Genomic DNA, 13542 nt, shown 5'->3' with positions numbered 1-13542 from the left:
TCGCCCCCTTCATGCTCCTCACCTGTCAGCCATTTGCTTTCTGTTCTTTGCATGTTGTTGACAATCTACAAATCATCCCTTTTAATGTCAAGCCTGAAAACACTTCCCTTCGGCGCGGCGCGGGCGCCGACGGCTCACCCCTTCGATCGGAAAGGAACGAACGTCATGACCGAAACGCCTGTATCCGTGGAAGTGAACGGCCGCCGCTACAACTGGATGAGCCGGCCCGTGGTGGTCGTCTGCGTGGATGGCTGCGCATACGAATATCTGGAGGAGGCCGCCGAGGCCGGCGTCGCGCCGTTCCTGCGCACACTGCTGAAGCCGGGCACGGCGCTCAAGGGCGAGTGCGTGGTGCCGAGCTTCACGAACCCAAACAACCTGTCGATCGTCACCGGCGTGCCGCCGGCGATCCACGGGATCAGCGGCAACTACTTCTACGATCGCGACACCGGCGCCGAGGTGCTGATGAACGATCCGAAGTACCTCGTCGCGCCCACCGTGCTCGCGACTTTCGCCGAACAGGGGGCGCGCGTCGCGGTCGTCACCGCGAAGGACAAGCTGCGCCGCCTGCTCGGCAAGGGGCTCAAGGGCATCTGCTTCTCGTCGGAGAAGGCCGACGAAGCGAGCGTCGCCGAAAACGGCATCGACCACGTGCTCGAGCTGGTCGGCAAGCCGCTGCCGAGCGTGTACAGCGCGGATCTGTCGGAATTCGTGTTCGCGGCCGGCGTGCGCCTGCTCGAGACGCGCCCGATCGACCTGATGTACCTGTCGACCACCGACTACGTGCAGCACAAGTTCGCGCCCGGCACGCCCGGCGCGAACGCGTTCTACGCGATGATGGACACCTACCTGCAGCGCCTCGACGAACTCGGCGCGATCGTCGCGATCACCGCCGATCACGGGATGAACGCGAAGCACGACGACGCGACCGGCGAGCCGAACGTGATCTACCTGCAGGAGCTGTTCGACGAATGGCTCGGCCACGATGCGGCGCGCGTAATCCTGCCGATCACCGATCCGTACGTCGTGCACCACGGCGCGCTCGGTTCGTTCGCGACCGTCTACGTGCCGGCGACGCCCGATGCCGATGCGCTGCGCGCGCGGCTCGCCGCGGTCGACGGCATCGAGGTCGTACTGACGGGCGCCGAAGGCTGCGCGCGCTTCGAGCTGCCGCCCGCGCGGATGGGCGACCTGATCGTGATCTCGAAGCAGGACGTCGTGCTCGGCACGCGCCGCATCAAGCACGACCTGTCGGGCCTCGACGTGCCGCTGCGCTCGCACGGCGGGATCTCCGAGCAGATCGTGCCGCTGATCTTCAGCAAGCCGGTCGCGGCCCACGTCACCGGCCGCGCGCGGCTGCGCAACTTCGACATCCTCGACATCGCGCTCAACCATCTGCAGTGACGCGGACGCATCCGCCAGGAGACAGTCATGAACGCCATGGCAGCATCGACGGATGTTCGCGAGCTTCGTCGCGAAGCACTGCGAATCGATGGTGAAAAGATCTACCGCGACGCGGTGATCGAAGTACGCAACCCGTATGACGGCGCGTTGGTCGGTACCGCGCCGAAGGCGACGCTCGACGACGTGCGCCGCGCCTTCGCCATCGCGCGTGCATACCGGCCGACGCTCACGCGTCACGACCGTGCTGCGATCCTGCGCCGCGCGGCCGACGTCGTGCGTGCGCGTACGGCGGAGATCGCGGCGTTGATCACGGCCGAGGCCGGGTTGTGCGTCAAGGATTCGACGTACGAAGCCGGCCGCGTGGCCGACGTGCTGACGTTCGGCGCCGGCGAAGTGCTGAAGGACGACGGGCAGATCTTCTCGTGCGATCTGACGCCGCACGGCAAGAAGCGCCGCGTGTACACGCAGCGCGACCCGCTGCTCGGCGTGATCTCGGCGATCACGCCGTTCAATCACCCGATGAACCAGGTCGCGCACAAGATCGTGCCGTCGGTCGCGACCAACAACCGGATCGTCGTGAAGCCGTCGGAGAAGGTGCCGCTGTCGTGTTATCTGTTCGCGGACATCCTGTACGAAGCCGGCTTGCCGCCGCGGATGCTGCAGGTGATCACCGGCGACCCGAAGGAAATTGCCGACGAGCTGATCACGAACGCGGCGATCGACATGATCACGTTCACCGGCGGCGTGTCGATCGGCAAGTCGATCGCCGCGCGAATGGGCTACCGGCGCGCGGTGCTCGAACTCGGCGGCAACGATCCGATCATCGTGATGGAAGATGCCGATCTCGACGAAGCGAGCACGCTCGCGGTGTCGGGCTCGTACAGGAATTCGGGGCAGCGCTGCACGGCGATCAAGCGGATGCTCGTGCACGAGGCGGTGGCCGATCGCTTCACGGAACTCGTCGTCGAGAAGACGCGCGCGTGGTCGTACGGCAATCCGTCCGATCCGTCGGTCGACATGGGCACGGTGATCGACGAAGCGGCCGCGAAGTTCTGCGAGCGGCAGGTGAACGACGCGATCGCGCGCGGGGCGCGGCTGCTGGTCGGCAACGTGCGCGACGGCGCGCTGTATTCGCCGACCGTCGTCGATCGCGTGACGCCCGACATGCCGCTGGTGAAGCATGAAACCTTCGGCCCGGTGTCGCCGATCATGCGCTTTCGCGACATCGACGAAGCGATCCGGATGTCGAACAGCACCGACTACGCGCTGTCGTCGTCGGTGTGCACGAACCGCTTCGACCACATCACGCGCTTCATCACCGAGCTGGAAGTCGGCAGCGTGAACGTGCGCGAGGTGCCCGGCTATCGGCTCGAACTGACGCCGTTCGGCGGCGTGAAGGATTCGGGCCTCGGGTACAAGGAAGGCGTGCAGGAAGCGATGAAGAGCTTCACGAATACGAAGACGTATTCGCTGCCGTGGTAAGCGATGTGCAAGACGTTTGCGCCGTCTCCGCAGGTGCGGCTGAGCGACGAGCCGACGTCGGTGCTCGATCCGGATCTGTCCGTCGAAGTGGTCGAGGTGCTGCGCCAGCTCGCGCGCGAGGGCAAGACGATGCTGATGGCCACGCACGACCTGCGTCTGGCCGCGTCGATCGCGCACGATGCGGGGTTCCTTGCCGACGGCCGCATCGTCGAGGCCGGCGCATCGCGCGACGTGTTCTGCCGACCGCGCGACCCGCGCACCGCGAAGTTCGTCGCGACGCGCGCGCAACGCGTGCCGGGGTTCTGACGCGGCACGCGGTGCGCGATACGGTCATGCTCAGCCGGGCATGTACCCATCGAGCACGGCGGCGACGATCGCTTCCGGCGCATCCTCCTGAACCAGATGGCCCGCGTTCGGGACCCGTATCAACTGGCCGTTCGCGATGCGGTCGGCGAGCGCCTGCCCTTGCTCGAGCGGAATCCACACGTCGTCCTCGCCCCATACGATGCGCACCGGAAAATCCGGCGGCGCGTAGCGGCCCTCCGCTTCCTCGATGTAGCGCTGGCGCATCTGCGCGATCTGGCGATAGAACGCGGCCTGCCCGGCCGGCGGGAGCCACGGTTCACGGTAGACCGACAGCGCGTCGTCGCTCAACGGTCGCGCGACTGCCTGGCTGATATAGGCCGACAGGAGCGCATGGTGCGCATACGCGGGCAAGGCCGTGAACGCGGCTTCGTGCTGCGCGACGTGGCGCACGAACGGCGAGCCTTGCGGCGCGATCGCGACCGGATTCACGAGCGTGAGATCCGCATACGCGATGCCGTCGAGAAAGTGCGCGCGCAGCACGGTGGCGCCGCCGTAGTCGTGCGCGAGCACGCGCGGCCGCGACAGTTTCCATTCATTCAGCAGCGCGCCGAACAGCACGTTCTGGCGGCCCAGCGATACGTCGGCGTCCGGCATGTCGGACTGCCCGTAGCCGAGCAGGTCGTAGAAATACACGCGATGGCGCCCCGCGAGCCACGGCGCGATCCGGCGCCATACCTGCGACGAAAACGGCGTGCCGTGCACGAGCACGAGCGGCGGGCCTTCGCCGAGCGTGCCCCATGCAATCCGGTAGCCTTCGAAAGTGAAGCGGTTCGGGAGTTCGAGCATCGGCTTCTCCGTGATAACCTGTTTTGGTTATTAACAGGTTACGCCGGATTGTCCGGATATGAAACCGAATAGGTGAAAATAAATGGTTACTCGATCCGACCCGGCACGACAAGGGCATGACTGGCGCGCGGCCGATTTCGTCGGCGGCCATCCGGCGCTCGACTTTCTCAACACGGTGGCCGACACGGGCAAGACACGCGATGAAGACAAGCTCGTCGACTGGCCAGCCGTGCGTGCATGGGCCGGGAAGGCGGGGTTGCTGGCGCCGGACGATCTGGCGCGGCTGCTGCGCCATCCTCGGCAGGACGGCCCCGACGAGCTGGCGGCGCTGCACCGCTTTCGCGACGACGCGTACGCGGCGATCGCGTATCTGACGGCCGAAGGCGGCGGCAGCGCGGGCGCGCGCGCGGCGGACCGGCTCGCGGTGGCGATCCGCGACGCGATCGGGCGCAGCGCGTTCGACGCCATCGGCGGCCGCTTCGCGTGGCGGCCCGATGCGCGTGCCGCGTCGCGCTGGATCGATGCGGTCGCGCTCGGCTTCGAGGATCTGATGCGCAGCGACGATTTCGCGCGCGTGCGGCAATGCGGCCGGTGTACGTGGTTCTTCGTCGATCGCGGCCGCGGTGTCGGGCGGCGCTGGTGCGACATGCGCACGTGCGGAAATCGCGCGAAGGTGGAGGCGTTCAGGGAGCGCTGACGCGCACGTCGTGCCGCGTGCCGCGCCGCGCGTGCGTCATTGAGCGGCTTCGTGCGGACGGTGGTGGTCGGGCCATAACGTCGCGGCGATGAACAGCCCGGCTGCAAGGAACGGCGCACCGATCGCGAACAGGATGGCCGTGAGGCCCCAGCGATCCCAGAAGCGGTCGACGAGCGCACGCTCGGGGGTGACGGGATCGTACAGCACGTTGACCGCATCGCCTTCGTGCAGGCCCGGGTGCGACGACGCCGGGCCCTGGGCGAACGTGATCAGCTGCCCGCTGTCGGTGGTGAACGCGACGACGGCCGAATATAGCGTCGTGCGTGACCGCCCGTTTTTCGCGATCTCGACCACGTGGCCGGTCGAGCGCGCATAGTGGTGGACGATCTGCCACTGATGCAGGCCGGCCGCGCCGGCGCCGGCGAGGAAGCCCGTGCCGATCGCGATCGGAATCAGCACGATCGCGACATCCCAGCGGCGTCGTCCCCGCTTGCGTGCGGCGCGCGGCGGCGCCGGGTCCGATTGCCGGCGACGACGCTCGCCGGCAATCAGCAGGCCGCCGATCGCGAACGACGCGACGGCGAGCAGCGCCGGCACGGCCACCGGAAACCAGCGTTGCGTGAAATCGTCGATCAGCGCGGGGCGCTCGGGGTGGTCGGGGTCGAGCAGGACGTCGACGTTCTCGCCGATGTCATAGGCGGGGACCGTCGACGCGGTATTGCCGGCGACTTCGCGGCGCTGGCCGTCGTTCGCGAGGTACGCGACGATCGGCCGATATGCGCGCATCGCATCGCTGTCCTGGACGATGCGCACGACCGTGCCCGGCGCGCGGACCAGATGGCCGGGTTCCCGGCTGGCGGTGATGGCCAGTACGCCGGCCAGCACGAACAGGACGACACCGATCGTCAGCGCGACCAGCGCGTCCTTACCCGGCATGACGCGATCCGGTTCGTGCATCGCACGGATTCGGGTGTGCCCGGGTGCGCGGCCCATCGCGACGGACGGACCGATATTGGCGCAACCATGCCCTCTGAATGGTCGCGCGTCGTTCACATGCTTCCATGTCTGACGTCCCATGCTCTCTCAGTGCCGGCGGGCCAACGACGATGCGTGGCGCCGGTCGTGTGATATTTGTCGGACGATTCTAGCGGAAACGATGCGCAACGGGCGTGCGCTCGCGTACCGGCGCGGAAGATATGCGTCGCGAGTGGGGCGCGACAGAACGGAAAAAGGCCGGTCAGCTTTCGCTGACCGGCCTTTGGAATTCCTGGTGGGGCGTGAGTGACTCGAACACTCGACCTACGGATTAAGAGACTGGACTGGTTGATTTATATTCTTTGTTAATCAAACACTTGCTTCGCTTGCCGCCAATACTTCCCAATCTCATCCAACCTTAAACATGGGGTGCTCGGACGCAGCGTGTCACAATTCCGGCACAGTATGCTTTGCAGTCAGAGTCGCTTTATGCCTTTTGCGTCGGCCGCTTGCCCGAGACGATCGCCGCGCCCGGTCATGGGACGCTAGGCTAGCGGACGGCCCGACGCGTCGTCCAGCTTGGTGAACTCACGAAGCACGGGCATGGTATGCCGCGCCTTTTCCTTCGCGGGATCGCTCAACGCGAACCATTGCTGCAGTTGGTGAATGGACAGCATCGCCTCAATCGCTAACGGCAGGGGGGCCTTCTGTCTGGATAGTGCAGCTCGACGATTTGCCCTCCACGGCACCACTCGCTCCACACCCCTCCCAAAAACCCGCGCTTGCGCGCCCTCTTGGTCGACATGCTCAATTCCAACCCGAGCTGCTTCGTAAATACGACGTTTCCCGGCCACCGTCGCTCACGCTACGCGGATCGGCACCGAATTTGCGGCGTTTCGTTAGCCTTCGCTTGCGTCATTGCTTGGCATGGCTAGCGTATCGATGAATCGGTATCCGGTTTCCAACGACTCCGTCTCGATTCGTTCCAACCAACCACTGGAAAGATAGGAGTTTGGCCTTAGTTTTATCAGTTTTTTGAATTGCGCAACGTCGAATTTGATATTTTTACCAGATGCCATGGTCGACATACGGGACAATCTATAACTCTGATCTACGGTTTCGTGCCATTTGCGAAGGGTGGCCTGCATATAGTTTACATCCCCATCGCTATTCTCGATAATGTGCTGGAGTAGATCGGCATCAACAATGGTCGTCTTTTCGTCGGGGTAGGATACGCCAATATTTTGGGACGTGACCACGATATAGTCGACCAATATTACGAATCCCGTTGGAAAGAGACTCTTTAAGTCAAGGTGTGCGAACATTTTCTCAGCTAAAGCGCGCAAATAAATGGCTCCTTCCTGTGTAGAGAGAAAAGCCTTCAGTTTTTCAATTTGATTCAGTGCCTTTTCCAGATATCCACCTTCTCCTGAGCCCTTAAGGAAATCCTTGGCCCATTTTGCGGGGAGGTTGTTCTTGGCCTCGCAGATATAGGCGTGAAATCCTAGCGATGGCTCGTATGAAACAGCTAGACAGTCGATATCGGGCAAATCCTTGTTGAAAGATTGGAGCTTAATCTCGGTTCTGGTTCGAAAATTTTTGTGAATCAGGAAGTGCGCATCAATTCGTTCGACTAGAGCTGATCCGATCGGTCCAGCAAAGTCTGCTAAGAATCGCTTGCTGTGTTTGGTCGCGTACATGCGCAATGTGGCTCCAAGCCCATCGCGAAGTGAAAAAGTGTTGGGCAGTAAATGAAATGTGCCTTGACTTTGATCCCATATGAACGATTCCTGCGAGGCGGCAGCGATGCATTTAAGAGCAAGCTCGCATGCGACAGGAGTCACGCCTGTCCCGTGTGATATGCCATCTCGTATCTCCTGCATTGTGTAGTGAATGACTGCGGGTATCTTGTTTGCTGACGCAAAGCGACGCTCGTAAAGGCTGAGGAAAAGCAATTCTTTGTAAACTTTAAGTAGATCAGCATAGCAAAATCCTCCCATCTCGATCTTAGAGTCGTTGGGAATGTAAGAAAAGTAGGAGTCGACCTTGATTCCGACCTCGGCTTGGATAAGATCAAGTTGCTCGACGACGATCGGGTTGTCAATATCCCAGTGTTTCGTGCCTGCCAAAGCTTTTGAGTCAAGCTTATCTAATTTCCCTTTGAGGCGCTCAAGTGAGTTCATCGCGAAAACTTGTCGCTCATGAACGACTTGCCTTAAAAATGAGCGATCTTTTACCGACACGAGAAAGCAGTCTTTGGTTTTTTTGCAAGCAATGGATGCTGGATTCGCGTAGAAATAATAAATGTAATCCCGCAAAACGTGATATGCAGCACCGAATTCTGCGGCTTCACGGAGAACCCGGGAGATATTTTTTGTAACGGGTCCGTCGCAATTTATTGGAAGACGGCCTCCAACGATTTCGAGAGAAGCGCTATACAGTTCGCCCGCCGCAAAATCCTGGGCGTAGAGCAGTTCAACAAAGTTGCCGAAGAACGTGCGTGAGCAATTGGCGTTTTCCAGCTTTTCCACTTGAGCGGAAAGCTCTTCCTCGATAGCGCGATCAAGCTCTTGAATGATTTCTTTGGACATATTTCTAACCGTATCGGCTCATATTAGAGAGGGCTCTCCTGAAAATACTGCTTTTCTTCAGGCGTAATGGACAGGAGCATGTGTGCATTATCAAATAGGACATGTCAGCCATCCAGCGGCTTGGCGGCTATCTCGCGCCTCGGTCAGTTCCTCAAACGACTCCTGTGGGTCCGGAAGCAGCCGCTGCGACGATCGATGTCGAATGGTTGAGAGGGGTCGCAACACGCATTCCCTTTCGGTGGGAAATGTCATTCGCGACCGTCGACCTGCGAATGGCGGGAAAGCATCCCTTACTAATCCGACCGGCACTGGTGCTCTAACAGCGGGCGATTCGAGTAGAGACGCCCGTCGATATGCCCCACAGGTCCGCAGCCATTTCTGACAGATGGGACCTCATATTGCTGGCGGCGAGCCGGCGGTCCCTCTCAGTCGATCGGGTACAGGACGCCGACCGCTGGTATAGTCGCGAGGTCCTCCTTGCTGCGAGCAAGAAGCGGAAACGCCGGATTCCCTCCAATGGCTTCCGCGATGGCCGAGCCAACCGTCATGGGCAGATAGCGGTGTTGCTCGATGCCCCCGTCCTTGTGTCCCCACGTGATTGCCCCGCTTAGCGCGCGCTCGCTCGGCCGCACCCGCGCGAGCGAACTGAGCAGACTCAGCTCGATAATTTCGCCAGAGGCGACCGTAAGCCACGCGTGGAGGTTGATACCGTCGCGCCCCTGTATCGCGAGCTCAAGGGGATCGATGCCGGACCGGCTCCATCGTCGCAGATCATCCCAGTCTGGATGGAACACAGACTTTCCGTACGCCCATAGCTGACCGATCGTGACCCACACGGGCACCCCTAGTACCTGCTCGAAGTAAGGCTGCAGGTAGTGACACCACTTCAGACACTGCCCCGCCGATCCGGAAAAATCAGAGACCCCACTCGCCTGCGCAGCCTCGCATGCGAAAGCCCCGTCGGGGGTCAGCACGTCACCGACATGCCACGCGAGTTCTGGCGCCTCGAATCCGCAGTGTCTTGTGAACGCTGCAGCGTGCGCCAAGTGCTCCCGGTAGTCACCAATGTCTTCCTGACGTTTGGGCAGATCGGGCAGTTTGAATGATCGGGTCTGGTGCGGCAGCAACGGGACAGGCAATCGACCGAAGAGGCGGTCCATGGTTTTACGAAAAGACATTGGAAGGCATCTGATTTGTTGGCACTTCCGCTTTATCGGCTCGAAACGGCTCGGCTTTAAACTCCCGTGGGGGCGTCATGTCATTTGTGACTGACTGACCGGTAAACCTCGGGAAGAGGCCCCGAAGGCGCCTGAGGGCCAACTGCCGTTCGAGGTCGAAGGAAGCTCACTGATTTACGGGTCGGTGGCCATGCGCATTCCGCAAACTTTCGCGCGCAGCCAGGTGCGGGCAGTCGACAACAGATCAAGCATTGTCGACAATTGCACAAAGTTTTCTTACGTGACCGCCCAGCTCCAGTCCCAAGGCCGCCTTTCGCGTATGACGACCACAGTTGACACCGTCAAGCTTCGTTAAACACGTGATGAACGCCGACCATCATTGATGGTCGCTAGCACGCCAAGAAGAAAGGAGACCAGACATGATCGATGATATTCAACTTTCGGGGGCTCAGGCATGAGCTTTGCCCTTGAGAGACATTGTGATTACTGAGGGGATAGTCACTTCTTGCCGGCTTCGTGATACACAACCTTTGACAGTAAGTACTGTTGGACGGCCAATTGCTCGGCCCCGCTCCACGGCAGGGTATAGACTCCAGCGTGTGGATCGTAGCCGGGGTCCGTGAATTGACGTCCGTGACCGTCGGGCAAATCGGGTTCTTCGCGTGGAACGTGTTTGCACACGAATCGTACGCGTTCGTGACGGTTCTCCAAGTCCCCTGAGCAAAGAGCGGCCAATCTACCGCTCTTTTGTGGCTTGATGTCGTTGAATCGGGAGCTCACCAAAAAGTCGCGTAGCGTATCGAAGGCGGTGGGCAATGTTTGCGTGCCGTCCATGTATTCGAGCCAGTGAACAGACAGGTATCCTTCATTTTTTACTGGCTCGAATGCCTGAGGAATGATCTCCCCATTCTGTACGTACTTCGGTTTGCAAATTCGAACGACGTGGTGCTCAGAGGGAATAGGCCTTAGGCGTACTAGTTGCCACCACCGATAAATTCTTTCGCGTACGCAAACGACGAGACGAAGTTCTCGCAACGGTCTTCCCCCCACTCACGCTTCACCTTGCCATTCTTATCTTCCCGAGCCCACGCAAACTCGATGCGGGCGCGGTCTAAAAAACGAATGCTCAGCATCGAAACGGTGCTGATTCTCCACGTCGCAACCAACGACCCATCGGAATCAGATGTTAGAAGTGGGTTCTTCGCTGTTGGGCACCGATCAAAGAATGCCCAGAGGCCAGAAATGGAGTCTTGCGTCGGTAACGGCTCATCGTCCTCAGTCGAGTAGCGGATCAGCTCAAAGAGGCGGTGGCTGACCTCCGACGTCACGTTGAGCGGAGTCGATCCGACCTCGCTGGAGTCAGTGGCGTTCACAGGTATAGCCACCTCCTCGGACGGTGACCAGGCATCAGCGTTGTATGTTGTCGCCGGCGTTACGCGCACACGAGGAAACGAGGGGCGGCGCAGGGTACCGTATGTAATACCCGCGTCTCTAGCAGTAGAGAGCGGTAAAGTCGCAGCGTCCATAGTATTCCCCGGCGGTTTATGTTTCTCGTTTCCAGATCGTCTGCTGCATGACGTCCGTCGTTAGATCGCAGAAGCCTTCGACGATAGCTTTGTGTGCAACCTGAAACCAATCATGTTCCCAATCGGCATGCGGTTCCGGTTTCGACGATGATGCAGTTAGCTCCATCCGGATAGCATCGCCGCCAGCTGTCAGCTTGGCGCTCGCTATTGAGACCGTTAGCTTGCCAGCATCTTTGGGCAACCCATATTCAAGCTGCAGATAGGCGCCACGAATGTCGCCGCCCTCGACCTTGGGGGGCAGTCGCACATCCTTGAACAGCCGCTGCAAATCGCTCCAGTCGTTCCATTCGCGTCCTTGCCGGAACACGTTGATGTACGAGAGCTCGCATCGTCGTGTGACAAGCTCCGCTTTGAGTTGGCCTAGGAGGAACGTTTGGAACAGCTCAGCGTACTTCTTGTACTCAGCATAGATGGATTCAAACCGAGCATAAGGCTGAGTGCCGTCGGTTTGGCGCCAGTTGCAGTGGAAGCGGTCGCTTTGTACTTGAAGAAGACGTGTCTTATCCGCGCTGACAAACCAAACACGCGGGAGCATTGCGCCCGTTGTCCGATCGAAGTGAGGTTCTGCGCCGGGATCAAGCAACAGTGGGGCATGCTCGCACCCTGGGAAGTCGTTCTGGATCAGTTCCCAAAATCGACCGTAGTAGGGGACGAGGAGGCGAGTCTGTGGCTCAAAAGTCTTCCCGACGATTACCTCATTGATAGGCGGTGCGGAGAAGGAGATCGTCATGATGGTCGAGGATGCTACTTTTTACGGCAATGTAGCATTGAACTGCGGTTGCCGTATAGCGATCTCGGTCGACCGAAACGTGCGTTGACACTTCGTTGACAGAAAAGAAAAAAGGGTTACAAGCAATCGCTTGTAACCCTTTGAATTTCTTGGTGGGGCGTGAGTGACTCGAACACTCGACCTACGGATTAAGAGTCCGCTGCTCTACCAACTGAGCTAACGCCCCCAACAGAAGAAAGATTATGCCGGGGTTTTCAGGGCATGGCAAGCCCTTTCTGCGAATTTCCCGAAAATATTTCGTCTAGGCAACGACGGCTGTCGGCGCGGTAACGAGCGGTCGCAGTTCGCGCGCTCCCGGTATGATGACGCCACACGCGTTGCGCGGCGGTCGCGCAACGCTTTCTGGACACTCGAAGATGGACGAAAACGCAGTCCGCGAATTGCTGGATCGCCTGCTGGCCCCGTGGGTCCGCTCGCTGGGTCTGGTCCCCGTGTCGATCGGCGACGACAGCGTCACGCTGCGCCTGCCGTTTTCCGGCGAGTTCCGTCATTCGGGCGGCGTGATCTGCGGCCAGGTGTTCACGGCGGCGGCCGACACCGCGATGGTGGTCGCGATTTCGGCCGCGCTCGGCGAATTCCGTCCGATGACGACCGTGTCGCTGAACACGAACTTCATGCGTCCCGTGCGCAAGGGCGACGTGCTGGTCACCGCGCGCGTGCTGCGGATGGGCCGCAATCTCGTGTTCGGCGAAGTCGAGCTGTTCGACGAGGACGGCAAGATGGCCGTCCACGCGACGTCGACCTACGCCCTCATCAGCTGAGCGGCGCGATGTTCGACCAGATCGTCTTTGCGGGCGGCGGCAATCGCTGCTGGTGGCAGGCCGGCTTCTGGGACGTCGCGCAGCCGGCCCTCGGCCTGCGCCCGCGCGTGATCACCGGCATCTCGGCCGGCGCGGCCACCGCCTGCATGCTGTATACGCGCGACGCCGCGTGGGTGATGCGCTATTACGAAGAGGCGCTGCGCCACAACCGGAAGAACGCGTACTGGGGCAACCTGTTCGGGCGGGAGCCCGTGTTTCCGCATTACCGGATCTACCGCCAGGCGCTGCTCGACATCTACGGCGAGCCGTTCGCGAAGCTCGCCGCGGCGCCGGAGATCCGCATCGGCGTGTCGCACGTGCCGCGCTGGCTCGGCGCGCGCAGCGCGGTCGCGGCCGGCCTCGTCGCATACAACATCGAAAAGTACGTGCGCAAGACGCTGCACCCGACGCTCGGGCGCACGCTCGGCTTTCGGCCGGAATTCGTGCGCGCGCAGGCCTGCGCGCACGTCGACGAACTCGCCGACCTGATCCTGCAGTCGTCCTGCACGCCGCCGTTCACGCCGGTGCTGCGGCGCGGCGGCCGGCCGGTGCTCGACGGCGGGATGGTCGACAACGTGCCGGTCGATGCGCTCGATCCGTCGCCGGGCGACGTGCTGGTGCTCGTCACGCGGCTGTATCCGCGTCCGCAGATGTTCACGGTCGCGCATGGCGACCAGCGGCGGCTGTATGTGCAGCCGTCGAGCAAGGTGCCGATTTCGAGCTGGGATTACACGAGCCCGTCGCAGATGCGGCATGCGTACGATCTCGGGCGGCGCGACGGCGAGCACTTCCTCACGCGCGTCGGCGAGATGACGGGCGGCCGCGTGGCCGCCTGACGATCGCTCGGAGGGAGGAACGGGCCGCGCGACGCGCGCAGCCCGTGGCGA

At 61.3% G+C, this 13542-nt stretch carries 11 protein-coding genes, 1 tRNA gene and 2 pseudogenes; 6 read left to right on the top strand and 8 right to left on the bottom strand.

All coding sequences use genetic code 11. The annotated features are described in order from the left end of the window. The first annotated feature begins 165 nt into the window (after window positions 1-165). From phnA to CFB89_RS16530, 3 genes and pseudogenes are all read left to right on the top strand, one after another. Window positions 166-1404 carry a phosphonoacetate hydrolase gene (gene phnA / locus CFB89_RS16540; RefSeq protein WP_089468765.1) on the top strand — a complete coding sequence of 413 codons (1239 nt, stop codon included), beginning with the start codon at window positions 166-168 and terminating at the stop codon, window positions 1402-1404. Window positions 1405-1431: 27 nt separating this feature from the next. Beyond that, on the top strand, window positions 1432-2886 hold the full coding sequence (gene phnY, locus CFB89_RS16535; RefSeq protein WP_089468764.1) for a phosphonoacetaldehyde dehydrogenase: 1455 nt from the start codon (window positions 1432-1434) through the stop codon (window positions 2884-2886). Between the two features lie 15 nt (window positions 2887-2901). Further along, window positions 2902-3192: pseudogene (locus CFB89_RS16530) on the top strand (amino acid ABC transporter ATP-binding protein); the annotation flags it as partial. A gap of 30 nt (window positions 3193-3222) precedes the next feature. Here CFB89_RS16530 and CFB89_RS16525 read toward each other — a convergent pair. Further along, on the bottom strand, window positions 3223-4038 hold the full coding sequence (locus CFB89_RS16525) for an alpha/beta fold hydrolase (RefSeq protein WP_089468763.1): 816 nt from the start codon (window positions 4036-4038) through the stop codon (window positions 3223-3225). Between the two features lie 82 nt (window positions 4039-4120). Between CFB89_RS16525 and CFB89_RS16520 the strand changes: the two genes are divergently transcribed. Beyond that, a complete protein-coding gene (locus CFB89_RS16520) occupies window positions 4121-4735 on the top strand; it encodes a CGNR zinc finger domain-containing protein (RefSeq protein ID WP_089468762.1) in 615 nt (204 codons plus the stop codon). Between the two features lie 36 nt (window positions 4736-4771). On the opposite strand, the gene CFB89_RS16515 is transcribed toward CFB89_RS16520, so the two are convergent. The 7 genes and pseudogenes from CFB89_RS16515 to CFB89_RS16490 form a co-directional block, all read right to left on the bottom strand. Beyond that, the gene (locus tag CFB89_RS16515; RefSeq protein WP_373559864.1) at window positions 4772-5671 is read right to left on the bottom strand and encodes a DUF3592 domain-containing protein; all 900 of its coding nucleotides are present in this window, start codon (window positions 5669-5671) and stop codon (window positions 4772-4774) included. Between the two features lie 614 nt (window positions 5672-6285). Further along, a pseudogene (locus CFB89_RS35350) lies at window positions 6286-6515 on the bottom strand (IS5/IS1182 family transposase); the annotation flags it as partial. A 94-nt stretch (window positions 6516-6609) separates the two neighbouring features. Continuing rightward, on the bottom strand, window positions 6610-8301 hold the full coding sequence (locus CFB89_RS34290; RefSeq protein ID WP_144030119.1) for a hypothetical protein: 1692 nt from the start codon (window positions 8299-8301) through the stop codon (window positions 6610-6612). A 425-nt stretch (window positions 8302-8726) separates the two neighbouring features. Continuing rightward, a complete protein-coding gene (locus tag CFB89_RS16505) occupies window positions 8727-9461 on the bottom strand; it encodes a hypothetical protein (protein WP_089468759.1) in 735 nt (244 codons plus the stop codon). Window positions 9462-10453: 992 nt separating this feature from the next. Further along, complete coding sequence (locus tag CFB89_RS16500) at window positions 10454-10852, bottom strand: hypothetical protein (RefSeq protein ID WP_144030118.1); 399 nt, start codon at window positions 10850-10852, stop codon at window positions 10454-10456. A 169-nt stretch (window positions 10853-11021) separates the two neighbouring features. Beyond that, a complete protein-coding gene (locus CFB89_RS16495; RefSeq protein WP_089468758.1) occupies window positions 11022-11795 on the bottom strand; it encodes a TIGR04255 family protein in 774 nt (257 codons plus the stop codon). Window positions 11796-11945: 150 nt separating this feature from the next. Further along, a tRNA-Lys gene (locus tag CFB89_RS16490) sits at window positions 11946-12021 on the bottom strand. A gap of 190 nt (window positions 12022-12211) precedes the next feature. On the opposite strand from CFB89_RS16490, the gene CFB89_RS16485 reads away from it, so the two are divergent. Together CFB89_RS16485 and CFB89_RS16480 are read left to right on the top strand one after the other, a co-directional pair. Next, on the top strand, window positions 12212-12616 hold the full coding sequence (locus CFB89_RS16485; protein ID WP_089468757.1) for a PaaI family thioesterase: 405 nt from the start codon (window positions 12212-12214) through the stop codon (window positions 12614-12616). Between the two features lie 8 nt (window positions 12617-12624). After that, complete coding sequence (locus CFB89_RS16480; RefSeq protein WP_089468756.1) at window positions 12625-13491, top strand: patatin-like phospholipase family protein; 867 nt, start codon at window positions 12625-12627, stop codon at window positions 13489-13491. Window positions 13492-13542: the final 51 nt, after the last annotated feature.

This window comes from Burkholderia sp. AU16741, assembly GCF_002223345.1.
Classification (GTDB): Bacteria; Pseudomonadota; Gammaproteobacteria; order Burkholderiales; family Burkholderiaceae; genus Burkholderia; species Burkholderia sola.
The sequence above is the reverse complement of the archived record's forward strand: the minus strand, read 5'-3'. Positions and strand labels throughout refer to the sequence as shown.